This is a genomic window from Brevibacterium sediminis (assembly GCF_024895295.1).
Taxonomy (GTDB): domain Bacteria; phylum Actinomycetota; class Actinomycetes; order Actinomycetales; family Brevibacteriaceae; genus Brevibacterium; species Brevibacterium sediminis.
This window is the reverse complement of sequence record NZ_JAHQRN010000008.1, coordinates 1-19,082: the sequence shown is the minus strand read 5'-3', so window position 1 is coordinate 19,082 and position 19,082 is coordinate 1. Positions and strand designations below refer to the sequence as shown.

General features: G+C 62.9%; 17 protein-coding genes and 1 pseudogene. 8 read left to right on the top strand and 10 right to left on the bottom strand.

Features of this window, described 5'->3' with window-relative positions; genetic code table 11:
• From KTJ89_RS16395 to KTJ89_RS16385, 3 genes are all read right to left on the bottom strand, one after another.
• Window positions 1-690 carry a TetR/AcrR family transcriptional regulator gene (locus tag KTJ89_RS16395; protein WP_139906876.1) on the bottom strand — a complete coding sequence of 230 codons (690 nt, stop codon included), beginning with the start codon at window positions 688-690 and terminating at the stop codon, window positions 1-3.
• Window positions 690-2,678, bottom strand: a complete 1,989-nt coding sequence (locus KTJ89_RS16390; RefSeq protein WP_259358499.1) for an oxidoreductase — start codon at window positions 2,676-2,678, stop codon at window positions 690-692. Before KTJ89_RS16390 ends, KTJ89_RS16395 begins: the two co-directional genes overlap by 1 nt.
• 123 nt (window positions 2,679-2,801) lie before the next feature.
• A complete protein-coding gene (locus KTJ89_RS16385) occupies window positions 2,802-4,025 on the bottom strand; it encodes a YbfB/YjiJ family MFS transporter (protein ID WP_259358498.1) in 1,224 nt (407 codons plus the stop codon).
• A gap of 272 nt (window positions 4,026-4,297) precedes the next feature.
• On the opposite strand from KTJ89_RS16385, the gene KTJ89_RS16380 reads away from it, so the two are divergent.
• Window positions 4,298-5,761: a hypothetical protein gene (locus KTJ89_RS16380; protein WP_259358497.1), complete on the top strand. Its 1,464-nt coding sequence runs from the start codon at window positions 4,298-4,300 to the stop codon at window positions 5,759-5,761.
• Window positions 5,762-5,787: 26 nt separating this feature from the next.
• On the opposite strand, the pseudogene KTJ89_RS16375 reads toward KTJ89_RS16380, so the two are convergent.
• The 3 genes and pseudogenes from KTJ89_RS16375 to KTJ89_RS16365 all read right to left on the bottom strand — a co-directional run bounded on the left by KTJ89_RS16375 (window position 5,788) and on the right by KTJ89_RS16365 (window position 7,936).
• Window positions 5,788-7,223, bottom strand: a pseudogene (locus KTJ89_RS16375) (alpha,alpha-trehalose-phosphate synthase (UDP-forming)).
• 108 nt (window positions 7,224-7,331) lie between these two features.
• Window positions 7,332-7,529 carry a CsbD family protein gene (locus KTJ89_RS16370; protein WP_259358496.1) on the bottom strand — a complete coding sequence of 66 codons (198 nt, stop codon included), beginning with the start codon at window positions 7,527-7,529 and terminating at the stop codon, window positions 7,332-7,334.
• A 95-nt stretch (window positions 7,530-7,624) separates the two neighbouring features.
• Window positions 7,625-7,936: a YflT domain-containing protein gene (locus KTJ89_RS16365; RefSeq protein ID WP_172172200.1), complete on the bottom strand. Its 312-nt coding sequence runs from the start codon at window positions 7,934-7,936 to the stop codon at window positions 7,625-7,627.
• A gap of 242 nt (window positions 7,937-8,178) precedes the next feature.
• Here KTJ89_RS16365 and KTJ89_RS16360 point away from each other — a divergent pair, with 242 nt between their 5' ends.
• The 5 genes from KTJ89_RS16360 to KTJ89_RS16340 all read left to right on the top strand — a co-directional run bounded on the left by KTJ89_RS16360 (window position 8,179) and on the right by KTJ89_RS16340 (window position 13,174).
• Entirely contained in the window at window positions 8,179-8,841 is a 663-nt protein-coding gene (locus tag KTJ89_RS16360) for a TetR/AcrR family transcriptional regulator (RefSeq protein WP_259358495.1), read from the top strand.
• 40 nt (window positions 8,842-8,881) lie between these two features.
• Window positions 8,882-9,970 (top strand): hypothetical protein, encoded by a 1,089-nt coding sequence (locus tag KTJ89_RS16355; RefSeq protein WP_259358494.1) that lies wholly within the window; start codon window positions 8,882-8,884, stop codon window positions 9,968-9,970.
• A gap of 180 nt (window positions 9,971-10,150) precedes the next feature.
• Window positions 10,151-11,068: an acyl-CoA dehydrogenase family protein gene (locus KTJ89_RS16350; RefSeq protein WP_259358493.1), complete on the top strand. Its 918-nt coding sequence runs from the start codon at window positions 10,151-10,153 to the stop codon at window positions 11,066-11,068.
• Window positions 11,058-12,467 carry a PIG-L family deacetylase gene (locus KTJ89_RS16345; RefSeq protein ID WP_259358492.1) on the top strand — a complete coding sequence of 470 codons (1,410 nt, stop codon included), beginning with the start codon at window positions 11,058-11,060 and terminating at the stop codon, window positions 12,465-12,467. The genes KTJ89_RS16350 and KTJ89_RS16345 overlap by 11 nt, the downstream gene beginning before the upstream one ends.
• On the top strand, window positions 12,464-13,174 hold the full coding sequence (locus KTJ89_RS16340; RefSeq protein ID WP_259358491.1) for a glycosyltransferase family 2 protein: 711 nt from the start codon (window positions 12,464-12,466) through the stop codon (window positions 13,172-13,174). The genes KTJ89_RS16345 and KTJ89_RS16340 overlap by 4 nt, the downstream gene beginning before the upstream one ends.
• Before the next feature lie 137 nt (window positions 13,175-13,311).
• Here the strand turns inward: KTJ89_RS16340 and KTJ89_RS16335 are convergent, their stop codons facing one another.
• Window positions 13,312-13,455 (bottom strand): GPGG-motif small membrane protein, encoded by a 144-nt coding sequence (locus tag KTJ89_RS16335; RefSeq protein WP_172172188.1) that lies wholly within the window; start codon window positions 13,453-13,455, stop codon window positions 13,312-13,314.
• Between the two features lie 498 nt (window positions 13,456-13,953).
• Between KTJ89_RS16335 and KTJ89_RS16330 the strand changes: the two genes are divergently transcribed.
• On the top strand, window positions 13,954-14,280 hold the full coding sequence (locus tag KTJ89_RS16330; RefSeq protein WP_259358490.1) for a zinc-binding dehydrogenase: 327 nt from the start codon (window positions 13,954-13,956) through the stop codon (window positions 14,278-14,280).
• A 196-nt stretch (window positions 14,281-14,476) separates the two neighbouring features.
• Entirely contained in the window at window positions 14,477-15,058 is a 582-nt protein-coding gene (locus KTJ89_RS16325; RefSeq protein WP_259358489.1) for a MarR family winged helix-turn-helix transcriptional regulator, read from the top strand.
• 73 nt (window positions 15,059-15,131) lie between these two features.
• Here KTJ89_RS16325 and KTJ89_RS16320 read toward each other — a convergent pair whose 3' ends face one another.
• The 3 genes from KTJ89_RS16320 to KTJ89_RS16310 form a co-directional block, all read right to left on the bottom strand.
• Window positions 15,132-17,288, bottom strand: coding sequence for an MMPL family transporter (locus KTJ89_RS16320; RefSeq protein ID WP_259358488.1), 2,157 nt, complete (start codon window positions 17,286-17,288; stop codon window positions 15,132-15,134).
• A gap of 191 nt (window positions 17,289-17,479) precedes the next feature.
• Complete coding sequence (locus KTJ89_RS16315) at window positions 17,480-18,286, bottom strand: anti-sigma factor (RefSeq protein ID WP_259358487.1); 807 nt, start codon at window positions 18,284-18,286, stop codon at window positions 17,480-17,482.
• Window positions 18,283-18,939, bottom strand: coding sequence for a sigma-70 family RNA polymerase sigma factor (locus KTJ89_RS16310; RefSeq protein ID WP_259358486.1), 657 nt, complete (start codon window positions 18,937-18,939; stop codon window positions 18,283-18,285). Before KTJ89_RS16310 ends, KTJ89_RS16315 begins: the two co-directional genes overlap by 4 nt.
• Window positions 18,940-19,082 lie beyond the last annotated feature (143 nt).

Below are 19,082 nucleotides of genomic sequence, written 5' to 3'. Positions count from 1 at the left end.
TCAGTCGAATGTTGAGGCGACGGGGGCCACAGATGCGGACGAGGTGTCCGCGGTTTCCGACGTTGGAGAACTCGGGGCGCCCAGGAGCACCTGGGCTGTTTGGTTGAGCACTGCTTCGATGCGTTCGACATTTGTGCCGGCGGCACCTGTTGCGTGCGCGATCTCAAAGCCGTCGAGCTGGGCCAGGAGGGCGTCGACTGCGATTTCCGCGTCCACCTGTGGGCTGAAGCTTCCGTCGGCAGTTCCTGCTTCGACGATGCGCCGAATGACTTGCTTCCACGCGAGAAACACTTCGTCGAGCAGGAAGCGAAGCTCAACATTTCTCGTCGCCGCGGCCACGAACTCGATCCACAGCCGAGTTCGCGTGGAGAAGTCCGCGAGATGAAGGAAGTCATGGATCGTTTGCGCGAGGCTGGTCCACGGGTCCGCTGCGTCGTTGAATGACCCTTCGATCAGGGCGATGACGTTCTTCGAATGCTGCTGGTAGGCACTGATGATGAGATCTTCGCGGGAATCGAAATAGTGCTGAATCGTCCCAACGGAGATTCCCGCTTCCCGCGCGACGTCTTTGAGGCGGATTCCGCTGGTGCCGCGTTCGCTGATCAGGTTGAGGGTGGCGGTGATGACAGCGCCCTTGCGATCCTCGATTTCGTCGCGGGACAGGGACGGGCGACCTGGCTTGGTGCTCATCAGGCGCCAACCGGGATTCGGTGACCGGTTGTGAGGATGAACTCGTTCGCGGCCGTGAGCCCCTCGTAGACGGCCTCTTCGACCGTGCGCGGGGCCTTGCAATCGCCGATCCGAACGGAGGGAATCCCGTTCAGATCGATGTCGGGCACCACCGCATGAGGGGCATGGTTGACGATGGTCGTGGCAATGCCCTCGACCTCGATGACCTCATCGCACAGGGTCGACTGCAGGTAGACGGTGTCTTCGTCGACTCCCGCCAAGCGGGCATCGTTGACGAAATCGACCTTCGCACGGATGAGCTCGGGCATGAGTGCCGTCCTGGTGTACTGCTGAATCCCGGCACCGGCGAAGTTGGCTGCCGTGGCCAGCGTGACCTGCCGCTTGCGCGCCAGCATGATGGCCAGGCCCATCCCCGCCCAGTCACCCTTCCAATCAGCGATGAGGACGCCTCCCGGTGGGAGCTCGGGTGCATCGGTCAGGAACTGCCGAGACGTGAGCACCAGAGGAGAGTCGACGATCTCGAAGTCCGGATCACGGTCCGTCGATCCGGTCGCGAAGATCACGTGATCGGGGCGAAGCTCGCCGAGGTGGCTCGCCGAGAATTCCGTGCCGGTGCGGATGTCGACTCCGGCCCGTTGCGCTTCCGCAGTCAGGTTGGTCGCCGCACCTCCGAATTCGGACCGGTGCGGAAGCTTCTCGGCGAGCAGAACCTGCCCGCCGAGCGCCTTCTCGCGCTCCAGCAGTGTGACCTGCGCACCGGCCTCGGCAGCGACTGCCGCGGCTTTCATGCCGGCCGGTCCGCCGCCGACGACCAGGAGTCGTGAGGCTTCTCGGACCTTCGGCCGGGGGAGGAAGGTCAGCTCTCTGCCAGATTCGGGGTATTGGATGCAGCTGATGCCGACTCCCTGTTGGAAATGTCCGATGCAGGCCTGATTGCAGCCGATGCAGGCCCGGATCTCCTCAACGGCGTCCCGTTCGGCTTTGCCGGCGATCTCCGGGTCACAGATCATCGCCCGCGTCATGATGCACAGGTCCGTCTGACCGTCGACGATGGCCTTCTCGGCTTCGTGGGGCTGATTGATTCGACCGGCCACCATGACAGGGCGGTCGGTGAACTTCTTGATCTGCTCCGATAATTGGCCGAGGTAGGCCGGCTCGTACTGCATGGACGGAACGATGTGCTGGGCTCCCTGCAGAGTGGAGGAATCTCCACCTGTGACAGAGATGTAGTCGACCATGCCCTGGTTTTCGGTGGCTTTGATGACTTCGAGAATTTCGGAATCGACGAGCCCGTTGCTGGTGAGCTCGTCCCCGGAGATGCGGAGGCCGACCACCTTGTTCTCGCCGGCGCCGCGTCGTGCGCTGGCGATGGCGTCGAGGAGGAATCGCAGTCGGTTCTCCGGGGATCCGCCGTATTTATCGGTTCGGCTGTTGACGGCGGGATTGATGAACTGGATCGGCAGATAGCCGTGGCTGGCGACGACCTCGACCCCGTCGACCCCGGCTTGGCAGATGAGTTCGGCCGATTGACCGTAGCCTTCGACGATCTCGTCGATGACGTCCGTGGACAACTCCTGGGGGACCACGTGGAAGCGTTCCTGCGGGCGATCGCTGGGTGCGACCGCTTGCGGCGCCATGCCCTGCTCTCCGTCCATGACTTCGCGGCCGGGGTGGAACAGTTGGGCGACGATTCCGCAGCTGTGCTTGTGAACGGCATCGGCAATGGCGCTGTACCCGTCGGCGGCATCGGGGTCCGTCGCCATGAGGACGTGGCTGGTGTAACGGGCGGTCGGGTGGACTCCCGAGACCTGCAGGACGATCAGCCCGGCGCCGCCGGCGGCCCTGCGTTCGTGGTAAGCGATGAGATCGGCGCCGATCGTGCCGTCGTCGGCGAGCATCGTGTCGTGGCCGGAGGAGACGATCCGATTGCGCAGACGAAGCGGGCCCAGATCGATGGGGCTGAAGAGTTTCGGGAACAGCGATGACACGTGTCAGACTCCTCGTCATTGAGCAGGATTAATATTACCGAAATATTATTATTGAGCGACCGTTTTGGCAAGAGCGATCGTGAAAGATTCTTCGGGCCGCAGGCGGCGCGGCGAGTCAGACGGTCAGCGGTCGACGTTGCCGGTGAGGACGCCGACCAAGGTCAGCGCCATGGCGATGGCTAGAGCGATCGCCGAGGCGATGAACGCTGCGGCGATGTGCTCGCTCATGGCTGCTGCGACGATGGCCGGTCCGACGATCTGACCGATGCTGTACCAGGACGTCAGCTTCGCCGAGGCGTTCGCGACTCCCATCTGTGTGCCGATCCCGATCGTCATCATGACCACTCCGACGAACGTGAAGCCGAAGAGAGCAGCGGCGATGATCAGAACGATCGGGGAGGAACCGAAGACCGCGAGCAGAGCGCCGAAGACCTGGAGGCAGTAGCAGATCGTCAGCGCCTTGACGGTGCCGATGCGGGCCGCGACAACTGACCACGTCAGGGGAGATGCCGCCGTCGCGATCCCGGCGATGAGCCACGTCGAGGCGGCAGCGGTTGCGCCGAAAACGGGACCGGCGAGCACGACGAGGTAGGTGCCGATGATGATGTAGCCGCCGCCTTGGAAGAAGTAGCCGGTGGAGAGGATGGCCATGGCTCGGCGGCGGTTGGCCTCGAAAGGGGTGACGGCGTCGGGGCTGGTGTCGGCGGGGGAGTGGACGGTGTCAGTCGCGGTCGGATCGGATGATTCGGTCGGGTCAGCAGCCTCGGTGGGGGTGGTGTTCTGTGGGATCCGGGCGGGGATCGGCCAGGTCCAGGCGATGATGGAGAAGATCGCGGACACGGCCGCGCAGATGAGCCACAGCTGGCGCCAGTCGGCTAAGCTACCGGCGGCGAGCACGATGGCTCCGGAGACGAGGATGCCGAAGCCGACTCCGCCGTAGGAGATGCCGCCGTCGCGCGGTTTGCGGGAGTTCGCGGGAATCCGCTGGGTCACGCACACGAAGATCAGCCCCGAGGCGATGCCGGCGATCGTGCGGATGCCGCCCTGCCAGAAAAGGTTCGGGGTCAGGGCGACCGCGGCGAGGCCGAGTGTGGAGACGATGAGGCTGAGGCGGTAGACGAAGCGGTTGGGTTCGACCCGGCCTTGGGCGATGACGAGGGTGCCGATGAAGTAGCCGACGTAGTTGAGCGTCGCGATCCACGCGCCGGGAGCGGAACCCCAATGCAGGGCCGCGACCATGAGCGGCAGGGCCGGGGTGTAGAAGAACCGGCCCATGCCCATCGCCACCGAGAGACCGAGGGCTCCGCGGATGGGGGTGAGAGAGGAACTGCCGGTGTTGGCGGGCACAGTGGTTCCTCTCTGCAGGTGGCGTGGTCTCCACCTCTACGATGCCATGACTGTGGAAGTTGTTGATTCCGCGGGGACAGGGCAGAGTTGTTGGAGTGAACCTCAGAAGGAGTATCCAGGGCGGCGTGGTGGCGCTCGCCCTCGTTCTGTCGGGGTGTTCGTGGTTCGATTCGGACGATTCATCGTCCTCGAGCCAGTCCCCGGAGCCGAGTCCTACTCCGACCGAATTCGAACAGTCGTTTGCCGGCGCGGTCTCCGGAGACGATGCGGTGGTGACTGCGTCCACCGACAAAACGGGTCCGGGCCTCACAGCAGACAATGTCGGAATCTCGTTCGAAGCCACCGACCTTGCCGATCCTCGACTCGATCCGGCGCAGTCCAACCTCGACGAGCAGCTGAAGTCCCTCGGATCGCCGGCGCTGCGGTTCGGCGGCAATGCTCTCGACCGGAGGACGTTCTGGACGTCCCAGGGTGAGAAGCCGAAGCATGGTGAGAAGGTGACCGTCACCCCTGATGACCTCAAGCGGCTGAAGAAGCTCGTCGACGTCACCGGTTCGTCGGTCACCATCGGCATTCCTCTGGGGACCTACGATCCGAAACGCGGAGCGGACATGGCCGCGCATGCGGTCGACATCCTCGGCGATTCTCTTGTCGGTCTGGCGATCGGCAACGAACCGAACGGGTACACCGTCAAGGATGTGCCCAGCGGTGCCGTGCGAGGCAAGGGATGGAACAAGGATAAATACGTGGAGCAGCTTGAGGCGTATGCCAAGGCGATCCATGCGAAACGGCCGGATGCGCCGATCATCGGTCCCGATGTCTACGACGGGGCGTGGATGGACGCTTTCGCCGGCGCCGGGGTCAAGCATAAGAAGGCGATTTCGCAGCACTGGTATCAGCTCTACGAATGCGATTCGTCTCAGGTTCCAGGGCGGGGGCCGCAGGCGGCGAACCTTATCGATCCCTTGGCGAAGAAGGCGGCGAAGAAGAACCTCGGCATCGGGAAATCGAAGGCTGACGCTGCGGATTTGCCGCTGTGGCTCGAAGAGACGGGGCCAACGAGTTGCCCGGGCACGAACGACACGTCACTGACGAACGCGTCGGCGCTGTGGGCGGCCGATTACACGATGTATGCGGCCACGCTCGGTGTCGAGCGGATGGCCATGCATTCGATGCTCGGGGCGTGCAATGGGGGAGCGCCGATGTCGCTCATCTGCGATCCGGCCGATCACGGGGACCGGTCGAAGGAGTTTCAGGCGAGGCCGAACATGTTGGGGCTGCGGTTGTTGGTGCCGAGTGTTGGTGGTCATTTCACGCGGACTTCAGTTTCCGGCGGTGGGAATATGAGCGCCTACACGGTGGTGAAGAACGACGGGCGCAACTTGGTCACGACTGTGATCAACGCGAACGACGCGGCTTCGGTGGGTGGGAATCCGGTGACGCTGGCGATGCCGTCGGGGTTCAGTGTGACGTCGGCTTCTCAGGTGTATGGGGCGTCGAACGGTGTGAAGAGTGCGACTCAGGTTGTGCCGGCGAATCCGCTGCCGGCTGATGTGCCGTTCAGTGGTGAGAGTGCTTCTGGGCCTTCTTCCAGTGCGTCTGCGTCGGCGTCGAGTTCGCTGGATGGGTCCGGGGTGTCGGCTGACGCCGGCGGCATGGGCGACGACGGGAAGCTGCGGATCGACCTGGCCGGGAGTTCGGTGACGGTCTTTGTGATGTCTGAGGTGATCAGTTAGAGGAGGCTGACGGGCGAGCCGATTCGTCACTCACATGACGTCATTTTCTGTGGAGTCCGGTCGTGATGGTCAGTCGCAGTCTTTCCCATCGCGAGACCAAGCGGCGAAGCTGCTCGCAGAGTTGCGAGGAATCTGTGTGCCCAACGGTGCACATCGTGGTCTTCGACCGTTGCCGTCATCGCTGCGATTCGCTCCCGCGCCTGGGTGTCATCGAGGCACGCAGCCTGGTGCATTCCGTTCTTCAGCTCTGATATATCGTGCGGGTTGACGACGATGGCTTGCTCGAGTTCGTCGACTGCGCCGGCGAACTCTGAGAGCACGAGCGCTCCGGCCCTATTTCTGCGGGCGGTGACGAATTCCTTGGCAACGAGATTCATCCCATCGCGGAGGGACGACACCACGAGGACATCGGCGGCGAGGTACAGGGCCACAGTGTCCTCGAACGAATATGAATGGTGTGAGTATTGGACGATGCCTCGACCCAGCGTCGCGAAACGACCGTTGATCCGTCCCACCAGTCGCTCCACCTCGTCGCGGAGGTCCTGATAGGCTGCGATGCCTTCGCGAGAGGGCACGGCCACCTGCAGGAAGTTCGTGGTCTTCGGTGAGAGCAGGTCGTCGGCGAGGAGTTCATCGAACGCCCGGAGGCGGTGGGGGATGCCTTTGGTGTAGTCGAGACGATCGATGCCCAGCATCAGGATGTCCGGATCGCCGAGATCACGGCGAATCTGGGTCGCCGTTCGAGCGACCGACTCCGAGTTCGCGGCCTGACGGATCGCCTCGGTATCGACCGAGATGGGAAAAGCCTCGATCAGGGGAGACGGGGCATCGGAATCAGCGGCAAATTTCCGCACCGCCGCCCTGAAGTTCTCCGCGTCCGAGCTGCGCTGGAAGCCGATGACGTCGGCTCCGAGCAGACCTTCGACGACTTCTCTGCGCCAGGGCAGCTGTCCGAACAGCTCGACGGGGGGAAGGGAATGTGGTTGAAGAAGCCGATCCGCACGTCGGGGCGGAGCAGCCTGATCATGTGCGGAACCAGTTGCAGATGATAGTCGTGGACCCAGATGGTGGCTCCGAAGGCGGCTGTTCGGACGACCGCCTGAGCGAACCGGAAATTGATCGCTCGGTATGCGCGCCACCAAGTGCGATGGTACTGAGGAGTGACGATGAGGTCGTGGTAGAGCGGCCACAGCACGCCATTGGAGAACCCCTCGTAGTAGTCCCGGTGTTCTGCGTGACTCAAAGGGACAGGAACGAGTGACATCTGGTCGAATTCGAATGGCGCGACCGCTTCGACAAAGGCTCCAGCCCACCCGATCCAGGCCCCGCGTTCGGCTTTGACTATTGGTGCCAGTGCGGAGACGAGGCCTCCGGGTGCGGTCTGCCAGGTGTCTTCGCACCGGTCGACGGGTAAGCGGTTCGCCACGACGATGAACGAATGTTCAGGGTTGGTCTCTGCCATGTTCTTCTCGCTCTTCTGACTCGTCTGCCGCTGAGACTCGGTGAGTTCTGCTCCTTCCGGGGCAGCGGAAGGGCGAGAACCTGGTCCTTGCCCTTCCGCCGGGCAGCGTCAGTGCTTCGGGCCGTTTCTCAGAGATTCGGCGGCTCCGTGAGCCGTGTCCTTGATCTCTTCTGCAGCTTGTCTGCCCTCGGCCTGGATCTTGTCGGTCTTGCCTTCGGCCTCAAGGCCCTTATCGCCGCTGGCTTTGCCTGCGGCAGATTTCGCGGAGCCCTTGAGCTTGTCGGTTTCGGGGGAAGTGTCGTTCATGTTTCTTCCTTTCATGTGCATGACAGGTCTCGCGCGACCAGCGGGACCCGGTGCGATAAGAGATCCTGTGTGAGAAGTGTTCGGCTGCCTGTGCGTCAGCTGTTGATCAGCAGCAGGATCTTGCCGTGATCGAGCTTCTCTTCGAGTCCGTCGGACTCGTCCGACGTGAAGCCGAAATCTTCGAAGATCGCGCGCAGCTCGTCGCCCTTCTTGTCATACCGCGTGCCTACGAGATTGCTGAGATCGTCGGGTTCGTTGGCGTTGACACTGCCTGCGACGCGGTCGGTGCGGTCATCGTCATGTGAGATGACGAAGAGGTCATCCTTGGCGATGCCCGCTCCCGCCTGGCGTTTCACTTCATCCATCAGCTCGGTATCGTCCTGGAATTCTTTGACTGCGGGTTTCATGTCGACTCCTTTCATGTTTACGACGTAATCACGCTAACAGATGCCACGCGCTTGAGCGAGGGGGCGGAACCGAATTCTCGAGGGGGTTCTCGTTGTCGCGGGGTCGATGTAGCCTAGAAGGCGCCACGTAAAAGTGTTTACACGCTAATCACGACGGGGAATTGAAAGGATGTGTTCGCCTGTGTGACACGCAAGATGAGTGAGCAGGTTCAACCTTCGTCAACCCGGGCAGGGAGGATCCCATGGCCCAGAACCGCCTGACCAGAAACGACATCGTGCGAGCGGCGATCACCTTCGTCGACGCCCACGGACTCGATGCGCTGACGATGCGACGCCTCGGGCACTACCTCGGGGTGGAAGCCATGGCGTTGTATCGGCATGTCTCGGGACGCGAAGATCTTCTCGAAGCGATGGTCGAAGCTCTCATCGACAGCCTGTTCGAAAATGAGCTGATGAAGCAGACTCCGTCGTCGTGGGAGGACTATCTCCAACGGGTGGCCAACACGACCAAAGATCTTGCCTACGATCATCCCGGGATCTTTCCGCTGATCGCCACTCAACCAGCCCAAGCCCCGTGGCTGCGCCCTCCATTGCGCAGCCTGCGCTGGGTCGAGGAGTTCCTCTCCAACCTGCAGCGATTCGGATTCTCCGATGCGGGGGCTGTCGGCGCGTACAAATCGTTCACCAGCTTCCTCATCGGGGATCTGCTCCTGCAAGTCCATTCCACGAGTTTCGCCATCATCGACGAAGACGAGCACGGGAGGACCGATGACGACTCCGACTTGACGGAGTACCCCACCGTGAACGCGCTGAGTGACCTGCTCAGCGAAGATCATCGCCAACGCCAGTTCGACGATGCCCTCGACGAGCTCATCGAACGCATCCGCCTCTCACCGACCAATTAGCCACACCCCAGAACAGCTCACCGAGCTGAGAAGGATCAATATGCTCGACACCTCTTCAGAGGCCCTTCAGGTCCTTCTCGTGGCCGACCCGGGCCTGCCCAGCCGCCGAGCGGCCGCGATCCATCAACGCCTCGAAACGTTTCTGCAAGACGCGTATGGGGTCACGACGACCTTGCATACGCTCACTGACACCATCCGATTGACACCGGAAAGCGAACTCGACCTCAGCGCTGTCGAAGACCTTCGCGCCGACTACCCGGACGTCAACATCGTCCTGATCCTCACCGAGATCCCGCGTCACACTCAGGGCGATCCGCTGATCGCCGAGGTGCACTCCGACAGCAATCTGGCAATCGTGTCCTGTCCCACTCTGGGTGCATGGTCAACCAAACGACGCATCATCAAGGCGCTGATGAGCTCGATCAACAAACTGGTGCCGTGGGATCCCGAAGATACGACCCGTCGGTTTCTGCTCCGCTGGTCTGACTGGTCAGACAACGAAGACGCACAGCACCAGTCGCTGCATGCCCACACAATCACCGGAGGCCCACGGCTGGTGATGGGAATGACGATGGCCAACGACCCGTGGCGCACGGTCCCGAAGCTCTCTGGAGCCCTCGCCGCGGCATCGGCCACAGGAGCTTTCGGCATCTTCTACAGTTCCATCTGGCAGATGTCGACCTACCTGTCCACCGCGCGGCTGCTTTCGATCGGCGCGGCTGCCATCCTGGTCATGGTCACCTGGCTGATCATCAACCACAAACTCTGGGACGAACCGCGCAAAGACAGCCTGGCAACTGTGGTGATGTACTACAACCTCTCGACCGTCCTGACCCTGCTGATCACCGTGCTCGCGCTCTACGCGGGACTGGTCGGCCTCATTCTGCTGGGCGGTCTCATCGTCATCGACCCCGAATTCATGACGTCCCAGATCCAGCAGAAAGCGACGCTGGCCAACTATCTCGACATCGCCTGGCTCAGCGCAGCGATGGGCGTCGTCGCCGGCGGTATCGGCGCAAGCTTCGACTCTGACCTAGATGTTAAGCGACTGACTCACGGACAGCGCATGCGACAACGAGTCTATACCGACAACCACCCGTACACCGATGATGTCAGCCAGAACTCCTGATGGCTGATAAGGACCTGCCCAGCGATTTCAGAAAGATACGACATGAACACACAGCACCGCATACCGATCACAGGGATGATTTCGGCGCCTCTGGGCTCCTGGCGCGACGAACCCGCCTGCCAGGATGATCTGAGAAAATTGGTCACTAGCAATGCGCAGACTGCTGACAGGGTTCGCGCCTTGAGTCGATTTCTCGGACTGACCGGGACGTCGTCTCACATGCTGCAGTGGGAGTCGCTGGTCGAGGTGGCGGCCATCGACGTCGCTGTTGCTCGGATGCTCGAACCCCATGTGGATGCACTGGGAATCCTTGCCGAAGCCGGACACGACGCACCTGATGGCTCGACCTGGGGCGTCTACGCCGCCGAAGCTCCAGCCCACGTCCTCACCGTGTCTACAGATGCCGAACAGCCCGTGATCGATGGGGAAAAAGCCTGGTGTTCCTTGGCAGCCGAGCTCTCGCACGCGATCGTCATCGCCGACAGCCACGCGGGATCGCACGCCTGTGCCGTTGATCTCAGGGATCCCGGAGTGCAGGCCCAGCCGACTGCCTGGCCGAGCGTGGGTCTGCAGGAGATCCCAAGCGGCAGTGTGGCATTCACGAAAACGCCCATCACCGTCCTCGGACCGCCGAACTGGTACCTGGAGCGACCTGCGTTCGCATGGGGAGGCATCCGAGTGGCAGCATGTTGGTTCGGCGCAGCCGTGGGACTGGCCAGAAACGCCGTGCGACGTCACGGCAAGCGCTCCAACCCATCCTCAGTCGGTGAGATGCTGATCGGTCAGCTCGAGGCTGAGATATTCTCGATTCGCAGCGCCCTCGCGCAGGCAACGGCCGCAGCCGACGGGAGTGACGAGTATTCCCGTGCACGTGCCTGGACATTGGCCCTGACAGTGCGCAATATCGTCTACTCAGGAGTCCGCCGGATCCAGCACCTAAGTCGCGAAATCGCGGGACCGGCGGCGCTGACAGGTGATGTCGGCTTCGCCAAAGCCGACGCTGACCTCACCGTCTACATCAGTCAGCACCACGGTCCCCGCGACGAAGCCGCTCTCGGCGCGGAACTTCGCTCGAAGGTCGACCGCGATGGCTTTTGACCATCGTGACCCCGGTACGTCCGAAGCCTCCTGGACGGAAGCCGGCGTCCAGGATCTTCCCGCGCTCCTGGTCGAGGCCATGCCAGCCGATGCCACGTTCATCATCCTTGCCGCACATCCGGACGATGAGGCCCTTGGAGCCGCTGGCCTCCTCGCCCGCCTGCGCCGGTCCGCTCATCGAGTCGTCGTTCTGCTCTTCACCGCAGGGGAACAATCCCATCCGGATTCTCCCACCCACTCGACTGAGGACCTCAGAGAGATTCGTCTTCGCGAGTTCAATGCGGCAATGGATCTGTTCGACCATGGTTGTCTGTCTCGCCGCTTCGTGGGGTTGCCTGATGGGCAGCTGAGCACATTCAGCCAGAGGATCCTCGACGCGATCGCGGTCGAAGTGGACCAGCACCAGGGACCCGTCGTGCTCGTCTCACCTTACAGTCGGGACGGACATGGTGATCATGAGGCGATCGGTGCAGCGGCCCTGCAGTTGGGGCGTGAGCATCGCACGATGGTGCTCGAGTACCCGATCTGGTACTGGCATTGGGCAGTCCCTGCCGATGAGGCGTGGCGCAGCTGGTCGTTTCTGTCCGATCCAGCGAACTTCGACAGACAGGCAGTGTTCGACGGGTATCCGTCGCAAGTGTCAGCGCTATCCGATCAGCCCGGAGACGAAGCAATCCTCAGCCCCGCTCATGTCGAACACTTCCGTCGTGGGGGAGACACCTTCGCGTTTTCGGACTTCCGCGGCGGTGCGGCTCCGGTGCCCGGTGGCGACGGCTCAGCGAAGCTCCACGACGCCAGTGCGGCTTCTGCGGTCTTCGACGAAGTCCACGTCCAACGGTGCGACCCCTGGCAGGTGTGGAGTTCCGAATATGAGATCGCCAAACGCAGGAATCTCCTCACCCATCTGCCTGCGGTTCCGTACGCTCATATCCTTGAGATCGGCTGCTCGGTAGGCGCTTTGACTCATGATCTCGCCGGTATCGGTGCACAGGTGACGGCAGTCGATGCCAGTGAGGAGGCGTTGCGAATCGCCAGACGGCGAGGGGCGATCCCGTTGGCGGAAATCCACTTCGTCCACGCCACCATCCCCTTCGAATGGCCTCAGGGCACTTTCGACTGTGTCGTGCTGTCGGAGACCGGCTACTACCTCAGTCGTTCTCAGCTTCTCGACACCTTGGAGAAGATCGATGGCTCGACAACGGTTCGTTTCGTCCTGGTGCTCTGCCATTGGAGGGGCGAGATCGACGATTGGCCGCTGGATGCTTATGAAGTCCATCGCATCTGCTTGGGCGCCTGGCCTCATCATCGGGTCGAACACCGGTATGAAGGGGATTACCGTCTTGACATCATCACGGTCGACAAGGACTTCCGCCCAGCCGCATCGGAGGGGCACGCATGATCGCGCGTTTGGGCGTGATCATCCCGGCCCATAATGAGGAGGACGACATTCTCGGGTGCCTCAAGTCGGTGCAGCGATCACGCTCATACGCTGTCGAGAGAGGCATCGACTGTCGGTTTCGAGTTCTTGTCGTGGCAGATGCCTGTACCGATGCCACGGAGGGCATCGTCGAGGACTTTGCCGCCCGCCATCTCGATGTCTTCGTCCTCGCGACCTCTTTTCAGTCCGTCGGTCGAGCCCGCGACTTCGGATGGAGGCACTTCATGCGAACAGAGAAATTGATAACAGAACAAGACTCCGGCTCGGCGTGGATCGCATTCACAGACGCCGACAGCAGAGTGCCCGAACATTGGATCACCACGCATCTTGAACTCGCCGCGACAGGTGTCGACTGCCTGGTGGGCACTGTGGCCCCACGCCCTGAGACAGCAACAGCGGAACTGATCGCAACTTGGCATGCCAACCACGAACTGCTCGAGAACCACCCGTACATATTCGGAGCGAACATGGGTCTGCGCGTCAGCGCACTCGAAGCCATGGGAGGCGTGCCTCCGCTGAAATGTGGTGAGGACGAAGCAATCGTCGATGCGGTGCTGCGCGAGGGCGGCCGCATTCGCAGAACCGATGACTGCAGAGTGCTCACGTCTGCTCGTCTGTCCGGTCGCGTACGCGGCGGCTTCAGCAGCTACTTGCGTCAACTGACGTGAAGCGACGGTGCTTTCCTGCCGAAGCGGAGTCGGAGGCTGTCCTCCTCCGCAGTGCACTGAAAGGTGTCGCCGTCGTTCCCGGCTTCACGCGAGGCCTCCCTACTGGGAATGACACCTCACGTGAAGGCGGGAGAGGATCAGGCGAAGATGCTCACCCCTCCTGGGCCGACGAGGCAGCCGACGACGATGAGGACGACGCCCCAAAGAATCTGTTTGCGCAGAATTGCGAAAACGCCTGAGATGACGAGCAGCGCGGCGAGGATCCACAGGACAATAGCCATAATTTATCTTCCTTATCGGTTTCACTGTGAGTGCGGCACCATCGGATCGAAAGCCGGTGAGGAATCTGATCAACGCCGAGGCTGAGCTCAGCCGACGTTGGAGAGTTGTCTTTTTCTTGGTCTGCCGGCGGATGCGATTCCAGGTGCCGCCCCATCCACCGAGCCTGCCGACCATAAACAACACTCGCCGAGAAGATTACATCGTAAACATCGCGAGCGATACCTCCCCCTTCTGACAGAAGGAACATCGGCGGGACCACAGCGGTGTGAGAGAGCCGATCGGTCCAGACGCCCGGATGATGGAGAGTGTGGACAGCACGACGCAGTCATGACAGGCTGTTGTGCGGCAGTGCGGGCACGGGGGAAAAGGTCGGACTTCTGCGCGAGTTGGGAGCCGACGCGGTTTTCAACCACCGTGACGGCTCGGCACTGGATCTGCTTCGTGAAGCAGCTTCGGAAGGAATCGACCTGTTCTATGACAATGTGGGCGGACAATAGTTGGAAGCCGCACTGGAGACTCTGCGCCACGGCGGGCGCATCGTGATCTGCGGGGCCGCTTCGCAGTACGGGAAAGGGAGCGACCGTCAGGGGCCAGCGAATTACCAGCGCATGAGCTTCGGGCAGTTGACCATGCGCGGCTTCGACGTGTCCGCGAACGAAGACCTGCGCCCCGACTTCGAGGCCACCGTCTCCAGGTGGCTGCGTGCAGGGAAGGTCCGGAGCCTGCACACACTCCACACCGGATTCGACCAGATCCCAGGGGCCTTCGCATCGCTGCTCTCCGGGGGCAGCAAGGGCCGCGTGATCGTCGACTGCGACAACTGAGCAGGCGCTCAGTCCGCCGTCGTGCTGATCGATGCAGCCACCTGGCTCAAGTGCTGGGGTCGAATGGTCCGGACGGGAGGGAGAGGCCGATTCGACCTCGGCTGTTGGACGGTGCTCGAGGACTAGAATGGAAGCTGTTCCGCCTCGTAAGCGAATGCAGCGGAGCCGAGTGCGACAGCAGAGGTGGGAGCGCAGGGTGGCAGATTTCGAGAAGTCAGCGGTCTACGACGTCGTCTCGAGCGACCCAGACCAGACCCTCATTGACCGATCGGGCTTCTCATCGGCGGAGATCGCTGAGATCGGGGAGCTGATGGCGGCCTTCGCTGACCTGCGTGAAGCCGAGCGAGTGATGTCAGAAGAGTCGCAGGATTATATGAAGCTCAACGCCACCGACATGCGCGCGCTCCACTACCTCATCATCTGTCAGCACCAGCAGCGAGTGGGCACTCCCGGAGGCATCGCCGAGCATCTGAATATCTCCGCTTCAGCGACGACGAAGCTGCTCGACCGGTTGGAGCGCAGCGACCATATCGTGCGCGAGCCGCACCCCAGCGATCGTCGGGCTCAGGCGATCAGCATCACTCCGGCCACCTACACGGCGGCAGTCGACACCGTCGGGCGGGCGCAGTCCAGGCGCTTCCACGCTGCGGCCCGGCTCAGCTCGGCCGAACGGCAGGTCGTCATCCGCTTCCTCCGAGACACGAAACGCGACCTCACGGATCCCGATGCCGATTCTGGACGGGACCGCCCTCCCCGGCAGGAGGACACCGGCGCCTAAGCCTCGATTCCGCAACGTGAACGTGACCGTCATGCGCGACGGCCCCACGCCGCAGAGCCCGCGGTCAGAAGCCTCAGTGCTTGGCCGGCGCGGCCAGCTGTGACGGCCACCAGATCCTGTCGCCGATCCAGATGTTGAGGGCAGGGACGAGCAGAGTCCTCACGATCAGAGCGTCGAGCAGCACGCCGAGCGCGACGATGATCGCAAGCTGGAGCAGGAACTGGATCGGGATGACGAGGAGAGCGGCGAACGTGGCCGCCAGAACGATTCCGGCGCTCGTGATCACACCGCCGGTGACCGACAGTCCCCGCAGCGTGCCTTCCCTGGTCCCATGGGTGAGCGCCTCTTCGCGCACTCGGGTCATCAGGAAGATGTTGTAGTCGATTCCCAGAGCGACTAGGAAGACGAACGCGTACAGCGGCACCGACGGGTCGGATCTGGGTTGGCCGATGAGGCGGAAGATGAGCGCACCGACACCCAGGGCCGTGCCGAAGCTCAACACGGTGGTCGCCAGCAGCAGAAGCGGCGCCAGCAGCGACCTCAAAAGCAGAGCGAGCATGACGGTGATGACAACGAGCACGATGGGAATGATCACTGCCCGATCCCGCGACGAGGTGTTGTTCGTATCGAGATCGACAGCCGTGCTTCCGCCGACCAGCGCCTGGGTCGATGAGAGATTCCCACGAAGATCCTCGATGGTGCCCTCGGCCTCCAGCGAGTCAGCGGGTGCGGAGAGGGTCAGTGAGAACATGATCTTCCCGTCGATCTCCGTCGGCTCTGCCGGTGGTTGACCAGAGCGCCCGTCCGCGACGACAGCACCTTGGTCGTCAATCGCGGTGGACCCCGACGGGGCATCCTGTGCGACGAGGCTGAGACTGTCAACGCCCGGTGTCGATGCGATCGCCTCGGCGACCTGCTGCCGTTCATCGCTGGGTGCGAGCACGTAGGCGGGGTTGCCTGACCCGGCGGTGAAATGCCTGTCGATGACCTGCTGCCCGTCTCGAGCCTGACTGTCTCCGAGGACGAATTCGCTCTGCGGCACACCGTCGGCGTCGAGGAACGCCAACCCCGCACAGCCGGCGAGGAGGACGACGGCGACCCCGGTGACGACCCGGCGTGGGGCCGCGGAGACGAACCGCCCCACCTGCGGCCACAGCCCCCTGGCGTTCGGCCCGGTCAGGTCGGGGTGAGAGCTGGCGAACTTCGGACTCCGCGGCCAGAATGCGGCGCGGCCGACGACGGCGAGCATGGCCGGCAGGAAGGTGAGCGTGGTGAGCATCGCGCATGCGATGCCGACGGCGGCGACGGGACCGAGCGCGGAGTTCGAGCCGAGGTCGGACAGGAGCAGGCACAGAAGCCCGGCGATGACGGTCCCGCCCGAAGCGAGGATCGGTTCGAAGACTCCGCGTACCGCCGTCCACGCCGCAGTCGAGGCGGAGGTGCTGTCTCGCAGCGACTCCCGGCAGCGAGCGATGAAGAGCAGCGAGTAGTCCGTGGCAGCGCCGATGACGAGGATGAAGAGGATTCCCTGCACCTGGCCGTTGAGCGTCACGATGCCTTCGCGAGCGAGGGCGACGTTGATGAGCACGGCTGCGCACAGAGCCGTCATGGAGCTGAGGAGGACGAGGATGGGCAGCAGAAGGGATCGGTAGACGACGACGAGAATGACGAAGACGACTGCCAGCGCCACGACGAGAAGGATGCCGTCGATGCCGCCGAAGGCCGCCTGCAGGTCAGCCGTGAAGCCGGCAGGGCCGCTCACCCACACCTCCATTCCCGGAAGTGTGCGATCGGCGTTCCTCTGGAGCTTTTCGACCACGTCTGCGATCTCAACGTCGGAGGGGATCGACACGATGAGTTCGGCAGCCTTGCCGTCCTCGGACGGGATGACAGGGGAGGTCTCTGCGCCGGGGGTGACTTCGGCGGCCGCCTCGGCGAAGGTTTCGAGATCCTGCTGATCTGCATCGCTGAGCCCCTCGCTGCGTTCGGCGACCACGATCGCGGGGATCGCATCCGAGCCGGTGAACTTCGCGATCTCGTTCTGGACCTGCGTGGACTCGGCGCTCGCAGGCAAAAACGAGGATCGTTCATCCGTGGCGACGTCGTCGATCGATCCGAAACTCATTCCCCCGAAGCCGAACACCGCGAACCAGCCGAGGATGAGGAGGGCGGGAACGAGGGTGCGGATGACGCGGCGACTGGCGCGTGGACAGGCGTTGTTTTCATTCACTCGGATAGTATTTCACCTAGTGAAGTAAAGTGCCAGTACGCGTCAAGCGAACAGTCCAGCTAACTATCCACCCGACGGCGCATATCGCAGCTTCGGTGGCCTCATCCACTTCAAGAGGCTGATGTGCTCGGGAAGCAGCGCGACAAGACTGGTGGCGACCCGTCTGCAACGCGCCGTCCCTGAGCCGGGTCTTACAGGTCGATCGCCACGACCGGGTCCGTAGTGGGTTGATCGGATCCGCCCTCCGGCTCGATGGTGATGCCGAAGACGCTGGCGTCGGTGAAAGCGTGGCCGGCGATCGTCGTCGATTCTCCGGTCATCAGTCCGGCGCTCTCGGGCCCCTCGTCGCCGATCACCCACATCTGCAGTGCTTTCCCCTCTGGAACCCGGCCGACACCGTCGGGGCTGATCCGGATGAGCTGTTCTGACTCCGAGGATGACACGGTGACCGTTCCTCCCTCGGGAAGCTCGTCCGTGCTCGTGCGCAGATCGTCGGCTTGCATCAGCCGTGTGGAATCGTCGAGCTGCTGCTGTGCGGCGGTGAGATCGTCCTCGAGCTGGTTCTGACGCTGCGTCTGCTGCCAGACGGTCACCCCGGATCCAGCCGCGACGATGAGCGCGGCCGCGGCGGCCGCATAAGGCAGCCATGAGCGACGACGTGACTCGCGGTGGTCGGCCAGCGAAGTCGGAGACGCGAGGGAGACCGGGTGCGCTGCGGTCGAGTTCGCCTGCGTTTGAGTCGCCGGGCTCAGCGGCTCGTTCGTCGACCTCTGCTGCGCATGCGTTTGGGGGATGGCGAGAATCGCCTCTCGAGTCGCCGAGCTGACCTCGACCGGCTCGTCGGACTCGGCTGCTTCGGCCATGATGTCGGCATAAGCGGCGACCTCGGAACGGAAGTCGGCATCGGAGTCGGCCAGCGTCTGAGCCTCGGCGAACTCGGAGTCGCTGAGTCCGCCGAGCGCCAGGCCGGCGGCCAGATAGTCACGATCGGTGCTCATCGACTCGCCTCCAATTCCTTTCGCAGCTTCTTCATTCCGTCTCTGATCCGTGACTTGATGGTGCCCAGCGGCACCTTGAGGCTCTCCGAGATCTGAGCGTGGGTCAGACCCTGATAGAACGCCATGACGATCGGTCTGCTCTGATCCTCCGGCAGTCCCCTCAGCGCCGAGACTGTCCGGTCCGATTCCGCCCGGTCGATCACGGTCTGCGCCACCTCATCACCCGCCTCGGCAGTGGACCGCAGCCCATCGGCGAGGTCCCGGTCCTGCTGGGACTGGACGCTGCGCACGCAGTCGATGGCCCGTCTGCGACACAGGGTGATCAACCATGCCCGGCCCGTTCCCTTCGCGGGATTGAAGCCCGAGCACCGCGTCCACACCTCGGTGAAGCATTCCTGCAGGACCTCCTCGGCCAGTGACTGGCTCTTGACGATCCGGACGATCACGGCCATGAGGATCCTGGACTGGTTCGTGAAGAGTTCCTCGAACGCCGCCGCGTCACCCTCGCTGATCCTCAGCAGCAGCTGACCGCTGGGATCGGCCGAACCGTAGTCTCCAGACGTGGTGTCCGTCGAGGTGGGGGCCGGTTGCCGAGGTTGTGGCGCAGACCCCGGGGGACTGTGTCGAAACGTCGTCGGATCGTCTGAACTCATGCACCAATCTTCTCATCCCCCGAACAGTGCCTGGCACGTTCTCCGGTGGTGAGGAGAGGAAGGAGGGGTGGCCAGGGGCCGATTGCGATATGAAGGATCGATCCCTGGCCGGTACTGCGAGGAGTATGGGATGTCAGTCCTTC

Coding starts and splice junctions, on each gene's coding strand:
- KTJ89_RS16315 (WP_259358487.1), bottom strand. CDS start 18,286: ATGAGCACCGATCGTGACTATCTGGCCGCCGGCCTGGCGCTCGGCGGA.
- KTJ89_RS16370 (WP_259358496.1), bottom strand. CDS start 7,529: ATGAACGACACTTCCCCCGAAACCGACAAGCTCAAGGGCTCCGCGAAA.
- KTJ89_RS16335 (WP_172172188.1), bottom strand. CDS start 13,455: ATGGCTATTGTCCTGTGGATCCTCGCCGCGCTGCTCGTCATCTCAGGC.
- KTJ89_RS16340 (WP_259358491.1), top strand. CDS start 12,464: ATGATCGCGCGTTTGGGCGTGATCATCCCGGCCCATAATGAGGAGGAC.
- KTJ89_RS16355 (WP_259358494.1), top strand. CDS start 8,882: ATGCTCGACACCTCTTCAGAGGCCCTTCAGGTCCTTCTCGTGGCCGAC.
- KTJ89_RS16365 (WP_172172200.1), bottom strand. CDS start 7,936: ATGAAACCCGCAGTCAAAGAATTCCAGGACGATACCGAGCTGATGGAT.
- KTJ89_RS16395 (WP_139906876.1), bottom strand. CDS start 690: ATGAGCACCAAGCCAGGTCGCCCGTCCCTGTCCCGCGACGAAATCGAG.
- KTJ89_RS16360 (WP_259358495.1), top strand. CDS start 8,179: ATGGCCCAGAACCGCCTGACCAGAAACGACATCGTGCGAGCGGCGATC.
- KTJ89_RS16310 (WP_259358486.1), bottom strand. CDS start 18,939: ATGAGTTCAGACGATCCGACGACGTTTCGACACAGTCCCCCGGGGTCT.
- KTJ89_RS16345 (WP_259358492.1), top strand. CDS start 11,058: ATGGCTTTTGACCATCGTGACCCCGGTACGTCCGAAGCCTCCTGGACG.